A 22,014-nucleotide genomic window follows, 5' to 3' on the forward strand; every position below is an offset into this window, starting at 1 on the left:
TTCCGCGGGGGCCTCCTCCGGCAGCCGGGGTGATGAGGGGGATGTCGACCGGCGTGCCACGCCCCCGGCCGCTGTTCGGCATCCCTGCCCCGGTCAGGAGGGCGGCGAGTACAGCCACGGGGAGCGCAGGTCGTGGAAGTCCGGCCGCCCGTCGAACAGGCTCATCATCTCCTCGAACGACTCGCGCAGGCGTGGCGACAGTTCCTTGCGCTCGCCCTGCCTGGCCTCCTCCTCGCTGGTGAAGTACGCCACGTCGACGTAGGCCCCGTCGTCCTCGACGGCGGCGAGCCCGCCGATGAGGTCGGGCCGCTCCCCGGCGAGGTCCGCCTCGCCGGCCCGCATCAGCTCACGGACCCGGCCGGCGTCGCGGACGCGACCCCGGATCACCTGGACGAACCCGGCGGAGTCGGACCCACCGCGCAGGTACGGCTCGGCCCGGTCGGAGTCGTGGAAGGAGACCTCCCCGGCGAACAGCTTCGCCGTCTCCATCCACCACTGGTGCTGCTCGGGACGTTCGGAGTTGGCGCGGGCGGCCTCACGCGACTCGAACCGCGCGATGGCGACGAACGTGCCGTCGTCCGTCACCCCGGCCGTGGTGCCGAGCCAGCCGCGCGCGGCCGGCTGGAGCTCCCGCAGCCACTGGTCGAGCGCCCCGCGGATCTCCCCTGCGTCGCCGACCTGCCCCTGCATGACCTGGATGAACATGTCCTCCCCTTTCCGGCGGTGCCACCTCCCTCCACGCTAGGAACGGTCCGGTCGCGCGGTCGATCTCCAGGGGGCCAAGACCTCGTTGCGGCCCGTTGACCGAAGCGCTGTCCACGTACAGAGCACGTTGTCTTCATATGGAGCTGGCATCCATGTCGCGAGCAGAGCGGCTCGCAGGTTGGTAAGGTGTCAACCGTTGGAGCCCTCTGATCTCGAGCGGATGATCGCGATGACCCTTCCCGTTGATGCCGCGGCGGACGGCGGAGCGCAGACCGGCGTCCGCGGGGTGAAGTCCGCCGCGCGCACGGTGGAGCTCTTGGAGCTGCTCGCCTCGCGCCAGAACCGCCCGGCGAGGCTGCGCGAGCTCAGCGACGCCCTCGGCGCGCCGCGGAGCAGCGTCTACGCGCTCATCCGGACGCTGGCCGAGCACGGCTGGGTGCGGACCGACGCGACCGGCACGCTCTACAGCATCGGCATCCGCGCCCTGCTCGCCGGCACAACCTACCTCGACACCGACCCCTACCTGCGCATCGTCCAGCCGCACATCAACGACCTCAGCGCGCTGCTCGACGAGACGATCCACTTCGGCCGCCTCGACCGGAGCGACATCGTCTACCTGGCGACGAAGGAGTCGAGCCAGTACCTCCGCCCGTTCAGCCGGGTGGGCCGCCGGCTGCCGGCCTTCAGCACCGCCATGGGCAAGGCGCTGCTGGCCGAACGCCTCGGCACCGGCATGGAGGTGCCCGTTCCCGAGCGGCTCACCCCGCTCACCCCCAAGACCATCGTCGACCGCGACGCCCTCGTCGCCGACCTCAGGCTGACCCGCGAGCGCGGCTACGCCACCGACGACGAGGAGAACTACGAGGGCGTGGCGTGCTTCGGCTTCGCGCTGCGCTACAGCCGCCCGGCGACCGACGCGATCAGCTGCTCGGTGCCGGTCTCCCACCTCTCCCCCGAGCGGTCCCGCGAGATCGTCGAGGCGATGGAGCGCACGCGGCTGGCCATCGAGCGGATGGCTCCGGTCGATCCGTCCGCCGAGTTCTGAGGTGGACGCCGCCTCCGCGGTCCTGCTGGTGCTGGCCGGGATCGCCTCCGGCCTGGCCGGCTCCGTCGCCGGGCTGGCCTCGCTGTTCAGCTATCCGGCGCTGCTGGCCGTCGGGCTGCCGCCGATCGTCGCCAACGTCACCAACACGGTGGCCATGTTCTCCACCACGGTCGGCTCCGCCGCGGGGTCGCGCGCCGAGCTGCGCGGCCAGCGGACGCGCGTCGCCAAGCTGGTCGTCCTCGCCGCGGCGGGCGGCTCGCTCGGCGCGTGGCTGCTGCTGAGCACTCCGGCGTCGGCGTTCGAGCTGGTCGTCCCGTGGCTCATCGCGCTCGGCTCGGTGCTGCTGCTCGTCCGCGACCCGCTAAGAAGGTTCGCCGACCGGCGCGCCGCCGCCGCCTCGGTCATCGCCGCCACCGGCCGGGCGAGGGCGCGCCTGCCGCTGGCGGTCGCCGTGGTGCTGGTCGGCCTGTACGGCGGCTACTTCGGCGCGGCGGCCGGTGTGCTCATGCTGGCCGTGCTCTCCGCCTCGGCCACCGAGCCGCTGCCGGTGACCAACGCCGTCAAGAACATCGCCACCGGGGCCGCCAACATCACCGCCGCCGTCGCCTACGCCTTCCTGGCCCCCGTGCACTGGCCGGCCGTGGGCGCACTCGCGATCGGCTGCCTGGCGGGAAGCTGGATCGGCCCGGCCGTCGTGCGGCGGCTGCCGGAGAGGCCGCTGCGCTTCGCCATCGCGCTCGCGGGCCTCTGCCTCGCCCTGTACCTCTGGCTGTCCGCCCTCGCGTGACATGTTGTATGACGACATGGCGAGTCGTACGATGATCGGCATGACGTCTCCCTCCGACCGCATCGCGTGGGTCCGGCTCTCCTCCGTCCACCTGCCGCTCGACACCCCGGTCAGCGACGCGAAGGTGCTCACCGGCCGGCAGCGGCCGATGACCGAGATCGCGTTCCTGTTCGCCGAGATCGGCGCCGAGAGCGGGCACCAGGGCTTCGGCTTCGGCTACTCCAAGCGCGCCGGTGGCCCCGGCCAGTACGCCCACGCCCGGGAGATCGCCCCCGACCTGATCGGCGAGGACCCCAACGACATCGCCCGGCTGTGGGACAAGCTCGTCTGGGCCGGCGCCTCCGTCGGCCGCAGCGGCCTGTCCACCCAGGCCATCGCGGCGCTCGACATCGCCCTGTGGGACCTCAAGGCCAAGCGGGCGGGCCTGCCCCTCGCCAAGCTGCTCGGCGCCCACCGCGACTCGGTCCGCTGCTACAACACCTCGGGCGGCTTCCTGCACGCCCCGATCGAGCAGGTCCTCGACAACGCGAGCGCCGCCGTGGAACGCGGCATCGGCGGCATCAAGATCAAGGTCGGCCATCCCGACGCCCGGGTGGACCTGGCCCGGGTGGCCGCCGTGCGCGAGCACCTCGGCGACGGCGTCCCGCTGATGGTCGACGCCAACCAGCAGTGGGACCGGCCCACCGCCCAGCGGCTCGGCCGGGCGCTGGAGCCGTACGGGCTGGTGTGGATCGAGGAGCCGCTCGACGCCTACGACGCCGCTGGGCACGCGGCGCTCGCGGCGTCCCTCGACACGCCGATCGCCACCGGCGAGATGCTCACCAGCGTCGGCGAGCACGCCGAGCTGATCCGCCTCGGAGCCGCCGACGTCATCCAGCCCGACGCGCCCCGGATCGGCGGGGTCACGCCGTTCCTGCGGCTGGCGGCACTGGCCGAGCACAACCGGCTGCAGCTCGCGCCGCACTTCGCCATGGAGATCCACGTGCACCTGGCCGCCGCGTACGGGCTGGAGCCGTGGGTGGAGCACTTCGAGTGGCTGGAGCCGCTGTTCGAGGAGCGGCTGGAGATCCGTGACGGCCGGATGCTCGTGCCGTCCAGGCCCGGCCTCGGCGTCACCCCCAGCGAGCAGGCCGCCCGGTGGACGGCCGACCGGTGCGAGTTCGGCACGCGCTGACCGGAGGGCGAGGACCATGGCCAACCTGACCCAGAAGCTGGTCGACAGCCTGACGGCGCGGATCCAGGAGGGCGTGATCCGCCCCGGCGAGCGGCTGCCGACGGAGAGCAGCCTGGTGGAGACGTACGGTGTGAGCCGGACGGTCGTCCGCGAGGCGATCTCCCGGCTGCAGGCGGCCGGGCTGATCGAGACCCACCACGGCCGGGGCAGCTTCGTGCTGGCCCGGCCGAGCACGGCGCGCTTCGACCTCGGCGCGCTGGCGCGGGAGGGTGAGCCCACGGTCCACGACGTGGTGGACCTGCTCGACTTCCGGACGGCGGTCGAGGTGGAGGCGGCCGCGCTCGCGGCCGGGCGGCGCACCGAGGCCGGGCTGGCGGACCTGCGCGAGGCGCTGGACCGCTTCGCCGTGGCCGCCGATCACCCGAGCACGGCGGTCAACGCCGACTTCCTGTTCCACCTGCGGATCGCGCTGGCCACCGGCAACCGCCACTTCGGCGACCTGATCGCGTCGTTCGGCCCCTCAATGATCATCATGCCGCGTGACCGGCTGGCGGCCGCCGAGCCCGGCCACTTCGGCCGGATCGTCGCCGAGCACGAGAACATCTACGCCGCCATCGCCCGCCGCGACGCCGAAGGCGCCCGCGCCGCGGTGCGGGTCCACCTCGCCAACAGCCGCGCCCGCCTGCTCGCCACCGACCAGCGGTAGCACCCGCGCCGCGCCCCGCCACCACCGCACTGTTACCGTCGGTGACGGGAGGTGGACCATGGGTGAAGCAGGCCATGGGTGAGGCGGGCCGGGGCGAGGCGGGCCGGGGCGAGGCGGGCCGGGGCGAGGCGGGCGCGGTGCGGGCCGGAGCGGTCCCCCCCGGGCAGGGGGCGGAGCGGGTGGCCGCGTTCGTCGACGCCGTCTTCGCGATCGCGATGACGTTGCTGGCCGTCGAGCTGCCCCGGCCGCCCGCCGAGCTGATCGAGGGCGACCAGACCCGGCCGGTCATGGCCGCCCGCCTGTGGGACTTCCTCGGCGACAACTGGGGGACGTGGCTCGCCTTCGTCATCGCGTTCCTCATCCTGTGGGGTGTCTGGCGGGAGCATCACCGCACCCTCGACCTGGTCAGCCGCGTCACCCCCCGGATGATGTGGTGGCACGTCCCCCTGCTGCTCGTCGTGGTGCTGCTTCCGTACGCGAGCGCGCTGATCGGCGAGACGGTCGCCAACCCGCTGGCCGTCTGCCTGTTCGCCGGCGCGGTGGCGGCGCTGCTGCTCACGCAGGCGGGGCTGCTGCGGGCGGTCGTCCGCGACGGGGCGCTGCGCCCCGAGGCGGACGCGCGGGAGCTGCGGGTGCGGGCCGGCACGCTCGCCGTCGTGGGGGCCTTCTGGCTGCTCACGGCGGGACTGACCTGGCTGGTGGACGGGGTGACGCCGCTCTGGCTGCTCACCCCGGTGGTGGGGCGCGCCGCGGCGCGGGTGCTCGGCAGGACCCTGCCGGCCTGAAGGGTCAGCCGGCCTCGGTGAGGTTCTGGCCGCTGTCGGGGTCGAACAGGTGGATGGCCTCGCAGTCGAACCACAGTCGCAGCGGCTGCCCGCGGCGCGCCTGCGACTTCGGGTCGAGCTGGGCCACGAGCTGCGCGCCGCCTCCCGCCTCGCCGGTGGCCACGTCCTCCAGGTACCGCGACCGGACGCCGCGGGCGCCGAGGGTGAAGTAGGCCAGCTTCTCCGGCCCCATCGACTCCAGCAGATCCACCGTGCCGGTGAAGCTGCCGCCGCTGTCGCGGTCGTGCACCAGGGACGCGTCCTCGAACGCCTCCGGCCGGATGCCGGCGATCACTTCTTTGGGTACCTCGCCGGGCTTCTCCCCGGCCGCGTCCTTCGGGCCGCGGCCCTCGACCGCGCGGCGCAGCCGTCCCCGTAGCGGGATGTCGCCGATCGCGGTGCGCAGGCAGTCGCCGGTCACCTCGGCGGCCAGGAAGTTCATCGCCGGCGAGCCGATGAACCCGGCCACGAACAGGTTGCGCGGGTGGTCGTACAGCTCCTGCGGCGGGCCGACCTGCTGGATGAGGCCCGCCCGCATGAGCACGATCCGGTCGCCGAGGGTCATCGCCTCGGTCTGGTCGTGGGTGACGTACACGGTGGTCGTGCCGAGGCTCTTCTGCAGGCGCGAGATGGAGGTGCGCATCTGCACGCGCAGCTTGGCGTCGAGGTTGGACAGCGGCTCGTCCATGAGGAACGCCTTGGGGCTGCGCACGATCGCCCGGCCCATCGCGACCCGCTGCCGCTGCCCGCCGGACAGCGCGCCGGGCTTGCGGTCCAGGTACGGGGTCAGGTCCAGCAGGCCCGCGGCGTGCTCGACCTTCTCGTCGATGGCCTTCCTGTCGAGCTTGGCGAGCTTGAGGGGGAAGGCGATGTTCTCGCGGACGGTCATGTGCGGGTAGAGCGCGTACGACTGGAAGACCATCGCGATGTCACGGTCACGCGGTGCCTTGTCGTTCATCCGCACGCCGTCGATGCGCAGCTCGCCGTCGCTGATGTCCTCCAGGCCCGCGATCATGTTCAGGGTGGTGGACTTGCCGCAGCCCGACGGGCCGACCAGGATGATGAACTCGCCGTCGGCGATGCGCACGTCGAAGTCGTCCACGGCCACGGTTCCGTCGGCGAACCTCTTCGTGACGTGCTCCAGCTCGATCTCAGCCATCGTGTCGCGTCATCCCTTCACCGCTCCCGACGTCAGGCCGGCCACGATCCGGCGCTGGAAGAACAGCACGAAGATCACGATGGGGATCGTGATGACCACGGCCGCCGCGGAGATGGACCCCGTGGGGTCCTCGAACTGCGTGCTGCCGGTGAAGAACGAGATCGTCGCCGGGGCCGTGCGCGCCGCGTTGGACGAGGTCAGCGAGATGGCGAACAGGAAGTCGTTCCAGCAGAAGATGAACGCCAGGATCGCCGTGGTCACCATGCCGGGAGCCGCCAGCGGCACGATGACGTGCCAGAACGCCTGGAAGGGGGTGGCGCCGTCCATCTTGGCGGCCTTCTCCAGCTCCCACGGGATCTCCCGGAAGAACGCCGACAGCGTGTAGATGGTCAGCGGCAGCGCGAACGTGATGTACGGCAGGATCAGCCCCGGCCAGGTGTTGAACAGCCCGAGGCTGCGCTCGATCTGGAACAGCGGGCTGACCAGCGAGATCTGCGGGAACATCGCGATCAGCAGTGAGACGCCGATGAGCAGCCGCTTGCCGGGGAAGGTGAGCCGGGCGATGGCGTAGGCCGCCATGGTGCCGAAGACGATGGCGACGAACGTGGAGATCAGCCCGATCCCGATGGAGTTGACCAGGCCGCGCACGAAGTCGGGGTTGTCGAAGATGCCGGCGTAGTTGGCCAGGGTCCACCTGCGCGGGATGAACGAGCCGTCGGTGAACGTGCCGGGGTCCTTGAACGACAGCGACGCGATCCACACCACGGGGATCATCGCGTACAGGAAGACCACGACGTTCACCACGGTCCAGCCGGTTGCCCGCTTGCGGTCGAGACGGTTCATCAGCGCCCGCTCCCCGGCGCGGCGGTGCCGAACCCGACGATGAAGAGCGTCGCGATGATCGCCACGCTGATGAGGATGAGGACGGACATGGTGGAGCCGATGCCGAGGTTCAGCCCGCCGATGAGGTTGTGGTAAGCGGTGATGGACACCGAGCTCGTGTTCTGCGAACCGTTGGTCAGCACGTAGATGTTGTCGAAGATGCGGAAGGCGTCGAGGGTGCGGAACAGCAGCGCGACGAGGATCGCCGGCTTCATCAGCGGTAGCGTCACCCTGACGAAGCGCTGCCAGCGCGAGGCCCCGTCCATGGACGCGGCGCGCAGCAGCTCCTCCGGCACGACGGCCATGCCGGCCATGAGCAGCAGCGCCATGAACGGCGTGGTCTTCCACACCTCGGCCAGGATGATGATCGCTATCGCGGAGACGCGGTCGGTGAGCGGCGCCGACCCCTCGGGCAGCATGCCGGCCAGCCATCCGGTGCCGGGCGTCCAGGCGTACCTCCAGCCGTAGGCCGCGGCGACCGTGACGATGCCGTACGGGATGAGCACCACGGTCCGCACCAGCCCCCGCCCGACGAGCGCCCGGTACATGGCGAAGGCCAGGGCCATGCCCAGCACCAGCTCGATGGCGACACTGATTACGGTGATGACCACGGTCACCCACAGGGCGCTCCACCAGAACCCGTTGGTCAGCACGGCGGCGTAGTTGGACAGCCCGACCCACGCCCGGTCTGCCGGGAAGCGCAGGTCGTAGCGCTGCAGCGACAGCAGCACCGAGTAGACGATCGGCCAGCCGGTGACGAGCAGCATGATGAACGCGGCGGGGGCGCACAGCCACAGCCCGAGCCGGCGTTCGGAACGCTGGCCCTCGGTGAGCGCCCGGCCGGTCGTCACGGCAGCACCCCCTGGCTGCGCAGCGCCTCGGCGATCTGCTCGCGCAGCTGGCCGAGGGTGGCCGGCGGGTCGATCGCGGCGGGCGGCGACAGGGCGGCCGAGATCATGGTGGAGACGTTCTGGTAGGTGGGCGTCCTGGGGCGGGGCGCGGCCGTCTTCAGCGCGTCGAGGATGGCCTGCCGCATCGGGTACGGCTCCGCCATGGCCGGGTCGTCGTAGACGGCCTCGATGGTCGGCGGCAGGCCGTCCTTGACGGCGGCGGTGAGCTGGCTCGTGGGGTCGCGCAGGCACAGCGCCGCCTGGAACGACTCCTCCGGGTTCGGCGAGTAGGCGCTGACCGCGAAGTTGCCGCCGCCCAGCGGCGAGGCGCCGGGCCCCTGGATGCCCGGGTAGGGCGCCCATTTGAAGACGGGCAGCATGTCGGGCTTGTTCGACGCCATCGAGGCGTACACGAACGGCCAGTTCACCTCGAACGCGGCCCGGCCGCCCTCCATGGCCAGCCGGGCGGCGTCCTCCTGGGTGTTGGGCAGCGACGGGTCGGCGGCCTGGGAGCGGGCGTAGTCGCGCAGCACCTGCAGCGCCTTCAGCGCGGGCGGGCCGAGTTCCACCCTGGTGCCCTCGGGGTTGAGTATCCGGCCGCCGGCGGAGGCGACCAGGCTGTTGAACCAGACGACGAGCCCCTCGTACTGCGCCCCGGTCACCTCGCCGTAGTGGGGCTTGCCCCGCGCGGCCAGGTCGGCGGCGACCCGCATCATCTCGTCCCACGTCCTCGGCGGCTCCTGGACCAGGTCGGAGCGGTACCACAGGAGCTGGACGTTGGTGTTGTACGGCGCCGCGTACAGCTTGCCCTGCCAGGTTGCCGTCTCCAGCGGCTTGGCGAGGGTGCCCGCCCGGGCCTGCCGGGCGTGCTCGCCGGTCCACTCGCGGATCCACCGCGCCTCGGCCAGCTCGGCCGTCCACGTCACGTCCAGTCCGAGCACGTCGAGCCCGGGGTCGGCGGCGGCGAGGCGGCGCACGAGCTGCTCGCGCTGGCCGTCGGCGTCGCGCGGCAGGGTGTTGAGCACGATCCGGTAGCGGCCGGCCGCCAGGTCGTTGCACCGGTCGACGATGGCGGCGAGATTCTCCTGCGGGGCGTTGTAGAGGTTGATCAGCTTCTGGCCCGCTCCGCCGCCGGCGCCGCAGGCGGCGGGCGCGAGCGTCACCGCGGCCAGCAGCGCCGCCGCGGTTCGTGTCCTCCTCGCACTCCGCACATCGCGGATCTACCCGATGACCTGGTGATATGACCAAGCGTGGTCCATCAATGACCCAAACGTCCGCCTCGGAGCGGCTTCGGGTCCGAACTTCCGCCGCGGAACGCGCGTCGAACCCGGGCATGAGAACACGTGATCATTTTGTGCTGGCCGCGGCGTCCCTCGTGGCGGCGACGACGCTGACCGCCGCCCCCGCCCACGCCACCGCCCAAGCACAGGCCACCCCCGCACAGGCCGCCGCCCCCGGCTGTCCCGCTCCCACCCGCGCCGAGGCGCAGCGGTCGGCGTCGGGCGCGATCGACCGGCCGCCGCTGGGCGTCACGGGCGTGCGGATGCGCCACCTGCCGAAGGGATTCCGGTACGGCCAGGTGACCGCGGGCACGCGGGACGGCGTCAGGGAGTACGGCTACCGATGGTCGGACGACCGCGACGACGTGGACCGCAAGCACAGGTCGCTGTGGGTGCGGGTGATCTGCTGGCCGGAGGCGAAGAGCCTGGCGTCGCTGCGCAAGGGGCCGTGGACCTCCGGCACCTTCGGCGACGAGGCGAAGCGGACGCGGCTCGGCGGACGCACGGTACTCGCCAAGGCGGGCGACGGCGCGCTCGGCCACGGCCGGTACGTGGGCTGGGTGGAGCGCAGGGGCGTCGTGGTCACCGTGATGGCGAGCCGGCCGCTCCTCCCCGAGCTGGGCCGGATCGTCAAGGGCATCCGCGTCCCCTGACGCGGCGGCCGGAAGAAAACCGGGCGACCGGAGGGCCGGTGGATCTCTAGGCTCGACGCCATGGACGCCTCCGGGGACCTGCTGAACGTGGTGGATGTCGAGGCCACCTGCTGGAAGGGCACGCCGCCGCCCGGCGCGGTGAGCGAGATCATCGAGATCGGACTGACGGTCGTGGACCTGCGCGCGGGCGAGCGGCTGGCCCGCCACCGTATCCTCGTCCGTCCCGAGCGGTCGGCGGTGAGCGCGTTCTGTACCGAGCTGACGGGGCTGACGCAGGCCGAGGTGGACACCGGGGTGAGCTTCGCGCAGGCGTGCCGGACCCTGGCGGCCGAGCACCGGGCCGGGGCACGGCCGTGGACGAGCTGGGGTGACTACGACCGTCGCCAGTTCACCCGGCAGTGCCGGGCCGCCGGCGTCCCCTGTCCTTTCGGCCGGCGGCACGTCAACGCCAAGGCTGCCTTCACCGGAGCGCTCGGGCTGCCCAGGCGTCCGGGCATGGCGCAGGCGTTGCGCGTCGCCGGGCTGCCGCTGGAGGGCCGCCACCACCGGGGCGAGGACGACGCCTGGAACATCGCGGCGCTGGTGCTCTTCCTCGCCCGCCGCGGCGCCTGGCCGCCGGCGCCCTCACCCGCCTGACCCGGACTGCGCGGCCTGACCGCCGCGCGCCTGACCCGGTTGTGCGGCCCTGCCGGTGCGTGCCTGACCGGCCGCGCCCGCGCCGGGAGTACGGTCCATCGCCCTGCCGCGTCGGGACCTTCGGCCCGTCCGGTGCCCGCTTCCGGCTGCCACGCTGGCCGGGAGGCGCACACGATCGACAGGGGGGCCGGGATGGACGCGGGAGATCCGTTCGACGAGACGACCGGGTTCCGGGTGTTCGTCGCGCTGGACGGTTCGCTGGCGAGCCTGGCCGCGCTGCGCCGGGCCGTGGGCGAGGCCCGGCTGCGGGACGCCCACCTGGTCGCGGTCCGTGTCCTGTCCGGGTCGGGGGCCCTGCGCGACCTCGACGGCTGTGACGAGGACCTGCAGCGGGCCCGCGACACCGTGTGGACGGCGTTCGAGGAGGCGCTGGGCCAGGTGCCGGAGGACCTCGACATCAGCGCGATGGCCCTGCGCGGCGGGGCGGGGGCCACGCTCGTGGACCTCGCCGACCGGGCGGACGACCTGATCGTGCTCGGAGTGGGCGACCCGCGGCCGCTGCGCCGCTGGCGCGCCCGGGTGACGGCCCGCCACTGCGTGGCCCACGCCGGCTGCCCGGTGCTCGCCGTGCCGCTGCCTCACCACCTGCGCGCCCTGTCACGCACCCGGTTGCGCCCGCGAGACGTGGACCGCCTCCTGCCGGACTGACGGCGCCCGCGCCCGGTCGACGTGGAACGTCGTGTCACCCGGGGCCGGATGGGTCAGGAGGCGGGGCGGCCGTGGGCGACGTGGGCGACCAGCCACTCGACCAGGGGACGCAGGCGCCGCCAGTCGTCGCGGACGGCCGTCAGCGCCTGCTTGCCGGTGCCCCTGGTCTTGGGGATGCGGCGTTCGGCGCCCAGCGAGGCGAAGCGCAGCAGGTCGAGGCGCGGATGGTCGGCCGGGTAGCCGCGCGGCCGCGTCTTGACCCGCTCCCCCACCAGCTCGAAGCCGTCCTTGGTGAGGCGTTCGGTGACGGCGGCCAGCTCGGCGCCCGCCTCGTCGTCGGCCACGGCGGCCCGGTAGCGGGCGGTGTCGTCACCGCCGAAGGCGTGGAACCCGGCGCCGACGTACAACCCGGCCGCCTCCAGCTGCAGGTAGTAGCCGACGGAGCCCTCGACGGCGACGCTCGCCGTCTGCTCGGTCTTGTACGGGGACTTGTCCTTGCTGAAGCGGGTGTCGCGCTGCGGCCGGAACAGCTTGGCCGGGCCGAACTCGTCCTCCAGCTCGGCCAGCAACGCCTGGAGCGGCTCACGCACGCAGGTGTCGTACGTCTCCTTGCGGGCGTGCCAGGACTCTTTCGTGTTGTCGGCTTCCAGCTCCTTGTAGAAGTCGTAGGCCTTGCGCGGGATGCCGTCGAAGCTCACGTCGCCTCCTTCACAGGACTCTCACGAACCGGTCGACCACCTCGGCCGCCTGGCCGGCGTTGAGGCGGGGGTCGCAGGCCGTGCGGTAGCGCGGCAGCGCGGGCGGCCCGGCGTGCGGGCGCGGCGCGGTGACGCACTCGGTGACGTCCTGGGGCGTCATCTCCAGGTGCAGCCCGGCCGGATGCCGCCGCTGCGCCTGGAGCACCCGGACGAACGCCACGACCTCCTCCAGGATCGCCTCCATGGGGCGGGTCTTCGGCCCGGAGCCGAGGCGCACGGTGTTGCCGTGCATCGGGTCGCACAACCACACGACCGGTGTACCCCGCCTGGTCACCTCTCCCACGATCTCGGGCAGCAACGTGCGGACCTTCGTCGCGCCGAGCCGCACCACGAACACCAGCCGCCCGGGGCGGCCGTCGGGGTTGAGCAGCCGGCTCAGCCGTACCGCCTGCGCCGGCGTGATCGACGGCCCCAGCTTGACGCCGACGGTGTTGGCGATGCCCGCGGCGAAGGCGACGTGCGGCCCGCCGGGGTCGCGGGTGCGCTCGCCGATCCACACCGAGTGGGCGGAGGAGGCGTAGGCGGCCGTGCCGTCCCGGCGGGTGAGAGGCTGCTCGTAGTCGAGCAGGAGTGCCTCGTGGGAGACGTACGCCCGCTCCAGCGGGTCGCGGCCCCGCCACGAGCCGCGGACCTCGTGCAGCACGCGCTCCGCGCACGCGTAGGCGCGCAGCAGCCGGGACGGGTCGGGGTCGCGGGCGGCGGCATCGCTGGCGGGGCTGTTGACGGCGTCGCCGCGGTAGGCCGGGACGGGGCGGCCGTCCGCGCCGCGCTCGTACGGCGCGGAGCGCGGCTTGCCGTACTGGCCGGCCAGGCGGCCGACGGGCACGGCGGGCAGGCCGGTGGCGGCGCGCATCCCGGCGGTGAGGCCGTAGAGCTGCAGCAGCTTGGCGCCGACCTGCTCGGGCCCGGACTCGCGGAAGCGTTCGGCGCAGTCGCCGCCCTGGAGCAGCAGCGCCCGGCCGCGTTCCACCTCGGCCACCGCCTCGGTGAGCCGGGCGCACTCGGCGCGGGTGACCAGCGGCGGCAGCCCGGCGAGCGTCCGCGTGACCTCGGCCAGCAGCTCCGGATCGCCCCAGTCGGGCTGCTGGGGGGCGGTGCGCGGGTGCGCGGCCCCGCCCGCGGCGGCCGTGGCGGGACTCACGCCTGCTCGCCGCCGTCGCGGTGCGCGCCCGCCCGGACGCGCAGCCGGGCCTTGTCGATCTTCCCTACGGGGGTGAGAGGCAGGGCCTGGACGACCTCGACGCGGTCCGGCACCTTGTAGGCGGCCACGCCGCGCTCGCGCATGAAGTCGGAGATCGCCCGCTGGGTGGGCGCCTCCGCCGCGGGGCCGGCCGGAACGACGTAGGCGCAGGTGCGCTCGCCCAGGTACGGATCGGGCGCGGCCACCACGGCGGCGGCCCGCACCCGCGGGTGGGCGAGGAGGTGCTCCTCCACCTCGTCGGCGGGCACCTTGTCGCCGCCTCGGTTGATGACGTCCTTGACCCGGCCGCAGATGACGAGGTGGCCGGTCGGGGTGATCCGGGCCAGGTCGCCGCTGCGGAAGAACCCGTCCGGGGTGAAGGCTGCGGCGTTGTGCTCCTCGGCGCGGTAGTACCCGCGGATGGTGTAGGGGCCGCGGACGAGCAGCTCGCCGGTCTGCCCGGCGGGCACGTCGCGGCCCTCCTCGTCCACGACGCGCACCTCGTCGGCGGCCGACAGCGGCCTGCCCTGGGTGGTGGCGAGCAGGTCGGGCGGGTCGTCGGGCGGGCTCTGGCTGAGCAGCCCCTCCGCCATGCCGAACGACTGCTGGACGCGGCCGAGCCGCTCCCCCACCGCGCGGGCCAGTTCTGGGCCGACGGCGGCGCCGCCGACCTGGACCAGGCGCAGGCTCGACAGGTCGTGCCCGCTCCAGGCGGCGGCCTCCGTCCAGAGGCGGGCGAGCGAGGGCACCAGGCCGGTCACGGTGACGCGTTCCCGCTCGATCAGCGGGAACGCGTCGTCAGGGCTGGGGGTGGGCGGCAGCACGACGGTGCCGCCCGCGTGCAGGGCGCCGAGCACGCCGGGGCAGCCGAGGGCGTAGTTGTGCGCGATGGGCAGCGCGGCCAGGTAGACGTCGCCGGGGCCGAGGCGGGCGTTGGCGGCGCTGAGCCGGATGTTGCACAGGTAGTCGTCGTGGGTGCGCGGGATGAGCTTGGACCGGCCGGTGGTGCCGCCCGACAGCAGGAACAGCGCCACGTCCTCCGGTGCGGGGCCCGGTTCCGCGTCGCCGGGCGCGGCGCGCAGGCCGTCCAGGGGGGTGAACTCCTCGGGCTCGCCGCACACGATCACCCGCCGCAGGCCGGGCACCGCTCCGCGGACCCGCCGGGCCAGCTCGCGGTGGTCGAAGCCCTGGTGCCGGTCGGGGATGACGTACGCCACCGCGCCGGTGTGGGCCGCCAGGTGGGTGATCTCGTCGTGGCGGTGCGGCGGCAGCGCCAGCACCGGGGCGGCGCCGGTGCGGAACAGCGCGAAGCACAGCTCGACCAGCTCGGGGACGTTGGGGAGCTGGACGAGCACGCGGTCGCCGGGCCGTACCCCCGAGGCGCGCAGCCCGGCGGCGAGCCGGTCGGCCCGCTCGTCCAGCTCGCGGTAGCTCCACCGCACCGGGCCGGAGCCGCCGTGGGCGGCGGCCACCACGGCGGTGCGGTCGCCGTGCTCGCGCGCGGACCGGCGGAGCAGGTCGCCGAGCGTCTCGCCACGCCACAGCCCCTCCTCGCGGTAACGCCGGGCGACCTCAGGGGGCCACGGCACGCATCCGGGCATCATCGCGTCGTCCTCCTCCTCACTACGGGGCTCCTCATCACGACGGCGCCTCATCACGACGGCGCCTCGTCACCACGGCGCTCCGTCACGACGGGCTCCTGGTCACCGGGCTCCTCATCACCACGGCTTCTCACTGCGGCTCCCCGTCGCCACGGGCGTCCGGGCGATCGTGAGGCCGTCACGGGGCGAGCCTGACGTGCCGCCAGCCGGCGCCGTCGCGGTGGTAGCGCAGGCGGTCCTGGATCTCGTCGCCACGCCGCTGCCAGAACTCCACCTCCAGCGGCGTGACCCGGTAGCCGCCCCAGTGCACGGGCCGCGGGATCTCCTGACCGGCGAAACGCTCCCGGGCCTGGCCGAAGCGTTCCCGGACGACCTCCCTGTCACCGATCTCGGCGCTCTGCTCGCTCGCCCAGGCCAGCGTCTGCAGGGAACGCGGCAGCCCCGCGAAGTGGGCGTCGGACTCCACGTCGGTCAGCCGGTCGGCCGTGCCGTCGACGCGGATCTGACGGCCGAGGTCGAGCCAGCCGAAGCAGAGCGAGGCCGCCCGGTTGACGGCCAGGTCGGCGGCCTTGCGGCTGGCGTGGTGGGTGAAGAACACGAAGCCGTGGTCGACGTGGGCGACGTCCACCCAGCGGGCCGAGGGGCGCCCGTGGTGGTCGGCCGTCGCGAGCACGGCCGAGGCCGGAAGCCCGGGGCAGGCGGCCCGCCACTCCTCCAGCCAGCAGGCGAACTGTCCGAGCGGGTCGGGGTCGGGCGCCTCGATGCCCGTGCGCCGGTACGCGGCGGCGAGCCGGGTGACGTCTGCGGTAGCGGTCATCGCCATATCCGTCCTTATCCAGATTCATCTCCCGATTACCATCACTGGTGGCATTTAAACACTAATGCATATAATAATCATGACGCAATGCCGGACAATGATCGGAGAGCGGTGATGAATGGACGAGCCAGACAGGCGGCGGGAATTCTTCTCGACCGGCACAGGGAGATCGCCGAGCCCGCGACATTCCGGCTGCTGGGCCTGGAATGGGACCTGCTGCCGGGGGTGTACGCCCCGCACCTGACCCAGTCCGCCGCCCTGTACGCCGAGTGGCTGCCGTACCCCGTGCACGGGTCGTTCTGCGAGGTCGGGAGCGGCTGCGGCTACCTCGCCGTGACGGCGGCGCTGCGCGGCTGCGCTCACGTGACGGCCCTCGACGTGAGCGCAGCCGCAGCCCGCAACACCCGCATGAACGCCGTACGGCACGGCGTGGCCGACCGGGTGCGGGTCGGGCACGGCGACATGTTCGCGCCGCTGGGCGGCGACGACAGGTTCGACCTGATCTTCTGGAACTCCAACTTCGTGGAGGCGCCGGCGACCGAGCGGGTGGACGGCGATCTGGATCGGGCCTTCTTCGACCCCGGCTACGGCGCGCACGAGGCGTACCTGCGGGACGCCGCCCGGCACCTGCAGCCGGGCGGCCGGCTGCTGCTCGGCTTCACCGACCTCGGCAGCGAGGACCGCCTGAGCGAGCTGGCCGCCCGGCACGGCTGGTCCGCCGGCACGCTCCGGGCGGCGCGCTGCGGCACGGCGGAAGGACACATCGAATACCGGCTCGTCGAATTCCGGCGAGCCGGTCGATAGCGGTTCGCGCATTCTTCCGGACCGGGGAAAAGGCCCGGAAGAATGCGTTTCACCGCCGCCGGTAAAGGCGCACCGCGAGCGGCACGAATATCGCCGTGGCCGCCACCGCCCAGGCGAAGGTGAAAAGCACCGGAACGGCCACGGGCCCCCCTTGGGAGAGCCCCACGAGAGCGTCTCCCGCGAGGGAGAGCGGATTGGCCCGGACGACCGGTTGGAGCCAGCCGGGGAACTGCTCGGCGGGCACGAACCCCGACGACAGGAACAGCAGCAGCGTCACCGGCGTGTTGAGCGCCCCGCTGACGGCCTGCTCGCTGGAGGCCGACATGGCGGCGACCAGCGCCGGCCACAGGAAGATCCAGGCGAACAGCAGCACGACGGCGAAGAAGCCCGCCACCGCCTGGGGCCCCTGCGTGAACCGGAACCCGGCCAGGTGCGCGACGGCGGTGGTGACCGCCGCGACCAGCAGCACCCGGACCAGGTCGCCGGCGACCCGGCCGGTGAGCACCGACAACCGGCCGATGTCCATCGCCCGGAACCGGTCGACGATGCCGCCGCGCAGGTCGGTGAAGAAGCCGACCCCGGTGCCGACCGCGCCGTAGGCGGCGCTGAACAGCACGATCACGGGGGCCAGCCGGTCGATGTACGCGCCGCGGGTGACCTCGCCGACCAGCTCGCCGAAGACGAGCAGCATGACGAACAGCAGGATCAGCGGGAACATGACCGAGTCGGCGATGAGCTGCGGGCTGCGCAGGAAGCGCCGCAGGTTGCGACCGGCCAGCAGCGACGTCTCGGCGAGCGTGTTCACGCGGCTGCCCTCCGCACGGCTCCGCTCCACACGGCCTCCCTCCACACGGCCTCCCTCCGCACGGCTGCCCTCCACACGACCTCCCTCCACGCGGCCTCCCTCCGCACGGCTCTCCTTCACGTCGCCCTCCTGAACGCGCGGACGGCGGCCAGCGAGAAGAGCGCCAGCAGCCCCGCCATCCACAACACGGCCCGCGTCACCGGCCCGGCGGTGGGCCCGCCGTCGGCCAGAGCGCGCAGCGCGTCGATGACCGCCGTCACCGGCTGCGCCCGGACGAACGGCTCGATCCAGGCGGGAAAGGCGTCAGCGGGGACGAACGCCGACGAGACCATGAGCAGCGGCAGGTACACGGTGTGCAGGGTGGAGGAGACGGCCTCCGGATCGCGTGAGGCCAGGCCGACCGCGCTGGTGCCGGCCGACAGCGTCAGCGCGAAGCCCACGGCGAGCGCCACGAAGGCGAGGGCGGCGAGCGGCCCCGCCTGGAAGCGGAAACCCGCCACATGGCCGGCGGCGAGGATCACCACGATGGCCAGCAGCGCGCGCAGGCTGTCGGCGGCCATCCTGCCGACCACCACCGCGCCGCGGTTGATGGCCATCGCCCGGTAGCGGGCGAGCATGCCGGTGCGCCGGTCGGCGGCGAAGAAGAACGCGGCGGAGATCGCCACGGAGAACATCCACTGCACGACGATCGCCGGCGGCAGGAACTGCGCGTAGTCGACGCCCCGTGCCGCCAGCAGCCTGCCGAAGATGGCCAGGAAACCGAAGACGAAGATCACCGGGAAGACCACCATGGTGCTGACGGTGTCGGCCACCGAGCTGAGCCGGACGTTGCGACGGGCCAGCAGCAGCCCCTGGCCCAGCAGGTTGCGCGGGCCCTTCTCGGTGACGAGCGGCCGGGCCGCCGCGGCGGTCGCGCCGGCCGAGCTGGTCGGGAGCGTCACAGCCGCATCCCCTCCTGCTCCTCGCAGTCCTCGCGCCGGCCGGTGAGGGCGAAGAACACGTCGTCGAGGGTGGGCCGGCGCAGCCCCACGTCGTCGGGCTCCACCCCCTCCTCGGCGAGGACGCGCACCACCTCGGCGAGCGTGCCGGCGTCGGCGCCCGGCACGGTGATCAGGTCGCCGGACTCGGTGACGCCGTCCATCCGCTCCCGCAGCGCGCGCACGGCCCGCTCGCGCTGCTCGGGCACGTCGACGTGGACGGCGCAGACGGCGCCGCCCACCTGGTCCTTCAGCTCGCGCGGGGTGCCCTCGGCGATGACCCGGCCCTGGTCGAGGACGACGATCCGGTCGGCGAGCCGGTCCGCCTCCTCCAGGTACTGGGTGGTCAGCAGCAGCGTCGCCCCGTCGTCGCACAGCCCGGACACGATGCGCCACATCTCCCTGCGCCCGACCGGGTCGAGGCCGGTGGTCGGCTCGTCGAGGAAGATGACGGGCCGTCGCACGACCAGGCTCGCGGCCAGGTCGAGGCGCCGGCGCATGCCGCCGGAGTAGGACTTGACCGGCTGGTCGGCCGCGTCGGCGAGGCCGAACCCGGCGAGCAGTTCCTCGGCTCGCGCGGCGGCCTCCTTGCGGCCCAGCTTGAGCAGCCTGCCGAACAGGACGAGGTTCTGGCGGCCGGTCAGCACGTCGTCGACGGCGGCGAACTGGCCGGTCAGCGCGATGGAGGCGCGCACGCCCGCCGGGTCCTCGGCGACGTCGTGCCCGGCGACGACGGCCCGCCCGCCGTCGAGGGGCAGCAGTGTGCTCAGGCAGTTGACCATCGTGGTCTTGCCCGCGCCGTTGCCGCCGAGCAGGCCGAGGACGGTGCCCGGCGCGACGCTGAACGACACCTCGTCCACGGCCGTCTTCTCGCCGAAGGTCTTGCGGAGGCGGTCGACCTCCACGCTGCCTCCGTGCATGGGGAACCTCCTGGAGTGAGCGGTCGGTTGCGCCGGAGATCCTGCCCACGCCCGGGCGTGGGCATCCGCGATCAGCCGTCCTCGCTCTCCTCCTTCACCGGGGTCTGCTGGTGGAAGACCAGCTTCCACTCCTCGCCGGCGCGCTCGTACACGCTGGTCATGTAGAGCTGGAAGGTGAAGTCGGCCTGGCTGAGCCGGACGACGGCGCGGTAGGTGATGAGCGCGGCGGCGTCGCCGAGCGGCAGCACCTTGACGTCCTCCAGCTTGTAGTCGTCGAACGGCGACTTGCTGGCGTCGATGTCGTCGGCCAGCTCCCAGCCGGTCTGCAGGCCGTCGGGCTCGACGCAGACGGTGCGGTCGGTGACCAGCCTGCGGTAGAAGCCGCCGTCGCCGACGGAGATGGCGGCCCAGCCCTGCTCCTCCAGGGCGGTCAGTTCCTTGTCGAGGTTCATCGCGGTGCTCCTTTCGTGGTGGTGGACGTGGGTCAGGGAGTGGACGGCCAGGGGGCCGGCAGGTCGCAGGAGCGCAGCACCTGGGCGACCAGCTCGGCCTCCTGCGGCACCAGGTAGAAGTGGTCGCCGGGGAAGACCCGCAGCTCGAACGAGCCGCTGGTGTGGTGCTCCCAGGCCGCCGCCTCGCCGGGGTCCACCTCGGGGTCGGCGTCGGAGACGCAGGCGCACACCGGCGTGCGGATCGGGGCGGTCGTGGCGGGACGGTAGGTCTCGATCAGGCGGTAGTCGGCCGCGAGCGTGGGCAGGACGATCGCGCGCAGGGCGGGGTCGTCGAGCACCTCGTCGCTGGTGCCGCCGAGCCGCCGCAGGTCGTCGAGCAGCGCCTCCTCCCCGCCCAGGTGGACCTCGGAGGGGCGCAGCCGGTCGGGGGCCGGCCTGCCGGAGACGACGAGCCCGGCCAGCGGCCGGCCGAGCCGGCCTTCGAGCAGCCTGGCGGTCTCGTGGGCGACGGCCGCGCCCATGCTGTGGCCGAACAGCGCGAGCGGGACGCCGGCCAGCGGCTCCAACGCGGCGGCGACGGGGCCGGCCAGGTCGTCCATGGTGGTGGCGTGACCGTCGCCGATGCGGTCCTGGCGGCCGGGGTACTGCACGCCGTACAGCTCGATGCCGTGCGGCAGGCGGGCCGCCCAGGGGCGGAAGAAGCCGGCGGCGCCGCCCGCGTGCGGGAAGCACACCAGGCGCAGCCTGGGGGCGTCGTGCCGGCGCAGCGGGCGCAGCCACCGTTCGCGCGCCTCGGTCGTGGTGACGGTCATGCGGTCGTCTCCTCCAGCGTGTCGGACTCCTCCTGGCTCGCGGCCTCCCGCAGGGCCGCGGCGAGCAGCGGCCCTGCGGGGAGCGGCCGGGGCGGCGGACCCGCCAGCCGCTCAGGGAAGCCGAGCGCCGCCGTCATCTCCTGCCATGCTCCGCTGACCGCGAGGTGGTACTGTCCGTCACTCATCGTGTCCATTCCATCACGGACAGCGGCCCAGGTGGTGGAGATCGCGCGGCGGGCGGCGGCGGGCCACATCCGCGCCAGGATCTCCCGGTACGACGGCGCCTCGGCCGGTCCGAGCGGGACGCAGGCCGGGAAGTCGAGGTGCGTGTCGGCGGCGTCGTGCAGCCGGGTGGCGTTCCGCGCGGCGGCGGGCAGGTGCGGGCGGGGCGACCAGACGACGGGGCCGTGCGGGTCCAGCAGGGTCAGGGAGCCGCCCTCGGCGCCGACGGTGATCCGGTACAGCAGGTGGGCGTGGTTGTCGGGGTCGGCGGGGTGGAGCTGGTTCTGCACGCGCAGGGTGACCGGGACGCCGGCGAGCACGCCCTCCAGCGTGCGAAACGGCGTGCGTGGCCCGTCCGTCGTGCCGCACGCGGCGAACTCGTACGGCCTGAGGCCGCCGAGCGCCCGGCCGAGGACGTCCACCAGGTGGTAGGCGACCTGGATGCCGCAGGCGGCCTCCACCCACAGCGGCTGCTGTTCGGCGCGCAGCGCCCTGGCGGCCGCCACGAACCTGCGCACCGGCGGCAGGTGCACGTAGTGGGTGTTGACCCGGAACACCACCTGGTGGCGGCGGGCGGCGCGCAGCGAGGCGGCCAGCTCGTCGCGCAGCAGCGGCCCCTCCTGCAGCACGGGCACGCCGCGGGCCATCAGCTCGCCCGCGACGGCGCTCCCGGGGCCGCCGTTGACGTCGCCGAGCAGCACCACGCAGGCCAGGTCCGCGCCGTCCGCCCCGTCCGGCAGGTCGGCCACCCGCGTGTACAGCGGCACGCCCGCCTCGGCCGCGCAGGCCCGTGACCGGGCGCCGCCCCTGGCGAGGACACCGGCGAGCTCGAAGGGCGATCGGGGGTCGGCCAGCGCCGCCAGGTGCACCCGGCCGAAGCCGGTGCCGCAGACGAGGACACGGGGCCGCCGGCTCACAGCACTCCCTCCTCCACGGGCGCGTCCGCCTCGTCACCGGCGGCCCGGGTCGCCGGCCTGACGGTCAGCCGGGTCAGCGCCGGGTCGCCGTCCAGCCGCCCGAACACCTCGCGCGGGCTCAGCACGTCGCCGGCCTCGTGCACGCCGGCGGGCACCTGCCCGCGCAGCACGGCGGCGGTCGCGGCGGCGGCCACGGCGGCGCTCAGCTCGTGGCTCTGCCCGGTGCGCGCCACCAGTGTCCGCCCGCCGCCGTCGCCGGTCAGCTCGAAGACCATCTGGAAGTACGGCTCCCCCCCCCAC

General features: G+C 73.5%; 24 protein-coding genes and 1 pseudogene. 9 read left to right on the forward strand and 16 right to left on the reverse strand.

All coding sequences use genetic code 11. From position 1 onward, the window contains the following. Positions 1-93: 93 nt before the first annotated feature. On the reverse strand, positions 94-705 hold the full coding sequence (locus CXR44_RS31540) for a hypothetical protein (protein ID WP_101789789.1): 612 nt from the start codon (positions 703-705) through the stop codon (positions 94-96). A gap of 196 nt (positions 706-901) precedes the next feature. On the opposite strand from CXR44_RS31540, the gene CXR44_RS31545 reads away from it, so the two are divergent. The 5 genes from CXR44_RS31545 to CXR44_RS31565 all read left to right on the forward strand — a co-directional run bounded on the left by CXR44_RS31545 (position 902) and on the right by CXR44_RS31565 (position 5,202). Beyond that, positions 902-1,750 (forward strand): IclR family transcriptional regulator, encoded by an 849-nt coding sequence (locus tag CXR44_RS31545; RefSeq protein WP_245899629.1) that lies wholly within the window; start codon positions 902-904, stop codon positions 1,748-1,750. Position 1,751: 1 nt separating this feature from the next. Next, positions 1,752-2,537 (forward strand): sulfite exporter TauE/SafE family protein, encoded by a 786-nt coding sequence (locus tag CXR44_RS31550; protein ID WP_101789790.1) that lies wholly within the window; start codon positions 1,752-1,754, stop codon positions 2,535-2,537. Between the two features lie 40 nt (positions 2,538-2,577). Beyond that, the gene (locus tag CXR44_RS31555) at positions 2,578-3,711 is read left to right on the forward strand and encodes an L-talarate/galactarate dehydratase (RefSeq protein WP_219602063.1); all 1,134 of its coding nucleotides are present in this window, start codon (positions 2,578-2,580) and stop codon (positions 3,709-3,711) included. 16 nt (positions 3,712-3,727) lie between these two features. Beyond that, on the forward strand, positions 3,728-4,417 hold the full coding sequence (locus tag CXR44_RS31560; protein WP_101789792.1) for a FadR/GntR family transcriptional regulator: 690 nt from the start codon (positions 3,728-3,730) through the stop codon (positions 4,415-4,417). Between the two features lie 62 nt (positions 4,418-4,479). Beyond that, positions 4,480-5,202: a TMEM175 family protein gene (locus CXR44_RS31565; protein WP_144070158.1), complete on the forward strand. Its 723-nt coding sequence runs from the start codon at positions 4,480-4,482 to the stop codon at positions 5,200-5,202. Positions 5,203-5,206: 4 nt separating this feature from the next. On the opposite strand, the gene CXR44_RS31570 is transcribed toward CXR44_RS31565, so the two are convergent. The 4 genes from CXR44_RS31570 to CXR44_RS31585 are packed head-to-tail and all read right to left on the reverse strand — an operon-like array spanning position 5,207 to position 9,383. Next, positions 5,207-6,400, reverse strand: coding sequence for an ABC transporter ATP-binding protein (locus CXR44_RS31570; RefSeq protein WP_101789794.1), 1,194 nt, complete (start codon positions 6,398-6,400; stop codon positions 5,207-5,209). A 9-nt stretch (positions 6,401-6,409) separates the two neighbouring features. After that, positions 6,410-7,243 (reverse strand): carbohydrate ABC transporter permease, encoded by an 834-nt coding sequence (locus CXR44_RS31575; protein WP_101789795.1) that lies wholly within the window; start codon positions 7,241-7,243, stop codon positions 6,410-6,412. Continuing rightward, positions 7,243-8,133, reverse strand: a complete 891-nt coding sequence (locus CXR44_RS31580; protein WP_245899631.1) for a carbohydrate ABC transporter permease — start codon at positions 8,131-8,133, stop codon at positions 7,243-7,245. The genes CXR44_RS31575 and CXR44_RS31580 overlap by 1 nt, the downstream gene beginning before the upstream one ends. After that, positions 8,130-9,383, reverse strand: a complete 1,254-nt coding sequence (locus tag CXR44_RS31585; protein WP_180903795.1) for an ABC transporter substrate-binding protein — start codon at positions 9,381-9,383, stop codon at positions 8,130-8,132. The genes CXR44_RS31580 and CXR44_RS31585 overlap by 4 nt, the downstream gene beginning before the upstream one ends. A gap of 122 nt (positions 9,384-9,505) precedes the next feature. Here CXR44_RS31585 and CXR44_RS31590 point away from each other — a divergent pair, with 122 nt between their 5' ends. The 3 genes from CXR44_RS31590 (at position 9,506) to CXR44_RS31600 (ending at position 11,449) form a co-directional block, all read left to right on the forward strand. Then, positions 9,506-10,105 carry a hypothetical protein gene (locus tag CXR44_RS31590; RefSeq protein ID WP_101789797.1) on the forward strand — a complete coding sequence of 200 codons (600 nt, stop codon included), beginning with the start codon at positions 9,506-9,508 and terminating at the stop codon, positions 10,103-10,105. Between the two features lie 60 nt (positions 10,106-10,165). Beyond that, on the forward strand, positions 10,166-10,741 hold the full coding sequence (locus CXR44_RS31595) for a 3'-5' exonuclease (protein ID WP_101789798.1): 576 nt from the start codon (positions 10,166-10,168) through the stop codon (positions 10,739-10,741). A 192-nt stretch (positions 10,742-10,933) separates the two neighbouring features. Further along, positions 10,934-11,449, forward strand: a complete 516-nt coding sequence (locus tag CXR44_RS31600; protein ID WP_101789799.1) for a universal stress protein — start codon at positions 10,934-10,936, stop codon at positions 11,447-11,449. 53 nt (positions 11,450-11,502) lie between these two features. On the opposite strand, the gene CXR44_RS31605 is transcribed toward CXR44_RS31600, so the two are convergent. The 4 genes from CXR44_RS31605 to pdxH form a co-directional block, all read right to left on the reverse strand. Then, positions 11,503-12,147, reverse strand: a complete 645-nt coding sequence (locus tag CXR44_RS31605) for a DUF2461 domain-containing protein (RefSeq protein ID WP_101789800.1) — start codon at positions 12,145-12,147, stop codon at positions 11,503-11,505. A gap of 10 nt (positions 12,148-12,157) precedes the next feature. After that, complete coding sequence (locus CXR44_RS31610; protein ID WP_101789801.1) at positions 12,158-13,348, reverse strand: 3-deoxy-7-phosphoheptulonate synthase; 1,191 nt, start codon at positions 13,346-13,348, stop codon at positions 12,158-12,160. Beyond that, on the reverse strand, positions 13,345-14,991 hold the full coding sequence (locus CXR44_RS31615; protein ID WP_101789802.1) for a (2,3-dihydroxybenzoyl)adenylate synthase: 1,647 nt from the start codon (positions 14,989-14,991) through the stop codon (positions 13,345-13,347). Before CXR44_RS31615 ends, CXR44_RS31610 begins: the two co-directional genes overlap by 4 nt. Positions 14,992-15,166: 175 nt before the next feature. Then, positions 15,167-15,805 (reverse strand): pyridoxamine 5'-phosphate oxidase, encoded by a 639-nt coding sequence (gene pdxH / locus CXR44_RS31620; RefSeq protein ID WP_101789831.1) that lies wholly within the window; start codon positions 15,803-15,805, stop codon positions 15,167-15,169. A gap of 114 nt (positions 15,806-15,919) precedes the next feature. Here pdxH and CXR44_RS31625 point away from each other — a divergent pair, with 114 nt between their 5' ends. After that, on the forward strand, positions 15,920-16,609 hold the full coding sequence (locus CXR44_RS31625; RefSeq protein WP_101789803.1) for a methyltransferase: 690 nt from the start codon (positions 15,920-15,922) through the stop codon (positions 16,607-16,609). A gap of 49 nt (positions 16,610-16,658) precedes the next feature. Here CXR44_RS31625 and CXR44_RS31630 read toward each other — a convergent pair whose 3' ends face one another. The 7 genes and pseudogenes from CXR44_RS31630 to CXR44_RS40295 all read right to left on the reverse strand — a co-directional run. Continuing rightward, positions 16,659-17,444 carry an ABC transporter permease gene (locus CXR44_RS31630; protein WP_245899633.1) on the reverse strand — a complete coding sequence of 262 codons (786 nt, stop codon included), beginning with the start codon at positions 17,442-17,444 and terminating at the stop codon, positions 16,659-16,661. A gap of 86 nt (positions 17,445-17,530) precedes the next feature. Beyond that, positions 17,531-18,355, reverse strand: a complete 825-nt coding sequence (locus tag CXR44_RS31635; RefSeq protein WP_101789805.1) for an ABC transporter permease — start codon at positions 18,353-18,355, stop codon at positions 17,531-17,533. Then, on the reverse strand, positions 18,352-19,311 hold the full coding sequence (locus tag CXR44_RS31640; protein ID WP_101789806.1) for an ATP-binding cassette domain-containing protein: 960 nt from the start codon (positions 19,309-19,311) through the stop codon (positions 18,352-18,354). The genes CXR44_RS31635 and CXR44_RS31640 overlap by 4 nt, the downstream gene beginning before the upstream one ends. A gap of 71 nt (positions 19,312-19,382) precedes the next feature. Continuing rightward, a complete protein-coding gene (locus CXR44_RS31645) occupies positions 19,383-19,763 on the reverse strand; it encodes a nuclear transport factor 2 family protein (protein ID WP_101789807.1) in 381 nt (126 codons plus the stop codon). A gap of 32 nt (positions 19,764-19,795) precedes the next feature. Continuing rightward, positions 19,796-20,575, reverse strand: a complete 780-nt coding sequence (locus tag CXR44_RS31650) for a thioesterase II family protein (RefSeq protein ID WP_101789808.1) — start codon at positions 20,573-20,575, stop codon at positions 19,796-19,798. After that, a complete protein-coding gene (locus CXR44_RS31655) occupies positions 20,572-21,714 on the reverse strand; it encodes a Gfo/Idh/MocA family oxidoreductase (RefSeq protein WP_101789809.1) in 1,143 nt (380 codons plus the stop codon). The genes CXR44_RS31650 and CXR44_RS31655 overlap by 4 nt, the downstream gene beginning before the upstream one ends. Then, positions 21,711-22,014: pseudogene (locus CXR44_RS40295) on the reverse strand (saccharopine dehydrogenase NADP-binding domain-containing protein); the annotation flags it as partial. The gene CXR44_RS31655 and the pseudogene CXR44_RS40295, both read right to left, overlap by 4 nt.

The organism is Nonomuraea indica (genome assembly GCF_002850745.1).
GTDB classification, from domain to species: domain Bacteria; phylum Actinomycetota; class Actinomycetes; order Streptosporangiales; family Streptosporangiaceae; genus Nonomuraea; species Nonomuraea indica.

Excerpts from the sequence above, each read along its gene's own strand:
- CXR44_RS31540 (WP_101789789.1), bottom strand. The coding sequence starts at position 705 with ATGTTCATCCAGGTCATGCAGGGGCAGGTCGGCGACGCAGGGGAGATC.
- CXR44_RS31555 (WP_219602063.1), top strand. The coding sequence starts at position 2,578 with ATGACGTCTCCCTCCGACCGCATCGCGTGGGTCCGGCTCTCCTCCGTC.
- CXR44_RS31560 (WP_101789792.1), top strand. The coding sequence starts at position 3,728 with ATGGCCAACCTGACCCAGAAGCTGGTCGACAGCCTGACGGCGCGGATC.
- CXR44_RS31570 (WP_101789794.1), bottom strand. The coding sequence starts at position 6,400 with ATGGCTGAGATCGAGCTGGAGCACGTCACGAAGAGGTTCGCCGACGGA.
- CXR44_RS31575 (WP_101789795.1), bottom strand. The coding sequence starts at position 7,243 with ATGAACCGTCTCGACCGCAAGCGGGCAACCGGCTGGACCGTGGTGAAC.
- CXR44_RS31590 (WP_101789797.1), top strand. The coding sequence starts at position 9,506 with ATGAGAACACGTGATCATTTTGTGCTGGCCGCGGCGTCCCTCGTGGCG.
- CXR44_RS31595 (WP_101789798.1), top strand. The coding sequence starts at position 10,166 with ATGGACGCCTCCGGGGACCTGCTGAACGTGGTGGATGTCGAGGCCACC.
- CXR44_RS31600 (WP_101789799.1), top strand. The coding sequence starts at position 10,934 with ATGGACGCGGGAGATCCGTTCGACGAGACGACCGGGTTCCGGGTGTTC.
- CXR44_RS31615 (WP_101789802.1), bottom strand. The coding sequence starts at position 14,991 with ATGATGCCCGGATGCGTGCCGTGGCCCCCTGAGGTCGCCCGGCGTTAC.
- pdxH (WP_101789831.1), bottom strand. The coding sequence starts at position 15,805 with ATGACCGCTACCGCAGACGTCACCCGGCTCGCCGCCGCGTACCGGCGC.
- CXR44_RS31625 (WP_101789803.1), top strand. The coding sequence starts at position 15,920 with ATGAATGGACGAGCCAGACAGGCGGCGGGAATTCTTCTCGACCGGCAC.
- CXR44_RS31640 (WP_101789806.1), bottom strand. The coding sequence starts at position 19,311 with ATGCACGGAGGCAGCGTGGAGGTCGACCGCCTCCGCAAGACCTTCGGC.
- CXR44_RS31645 (WP_101789807.1), bottom strand. The coding sequence starts at position 19,763 with ATGAACCTCGACAAGGAACTGACCGCCCTGGAGGAGCAGGGCTGGGCC.
- CXR44_RS31650 (WP_101789808.1), bottom strand. The coding sequence starts at position 20,575 with ATGACCGTCACCACGACCGAGGCGCGCGAACGGTGGCTGCGCCCGCTG.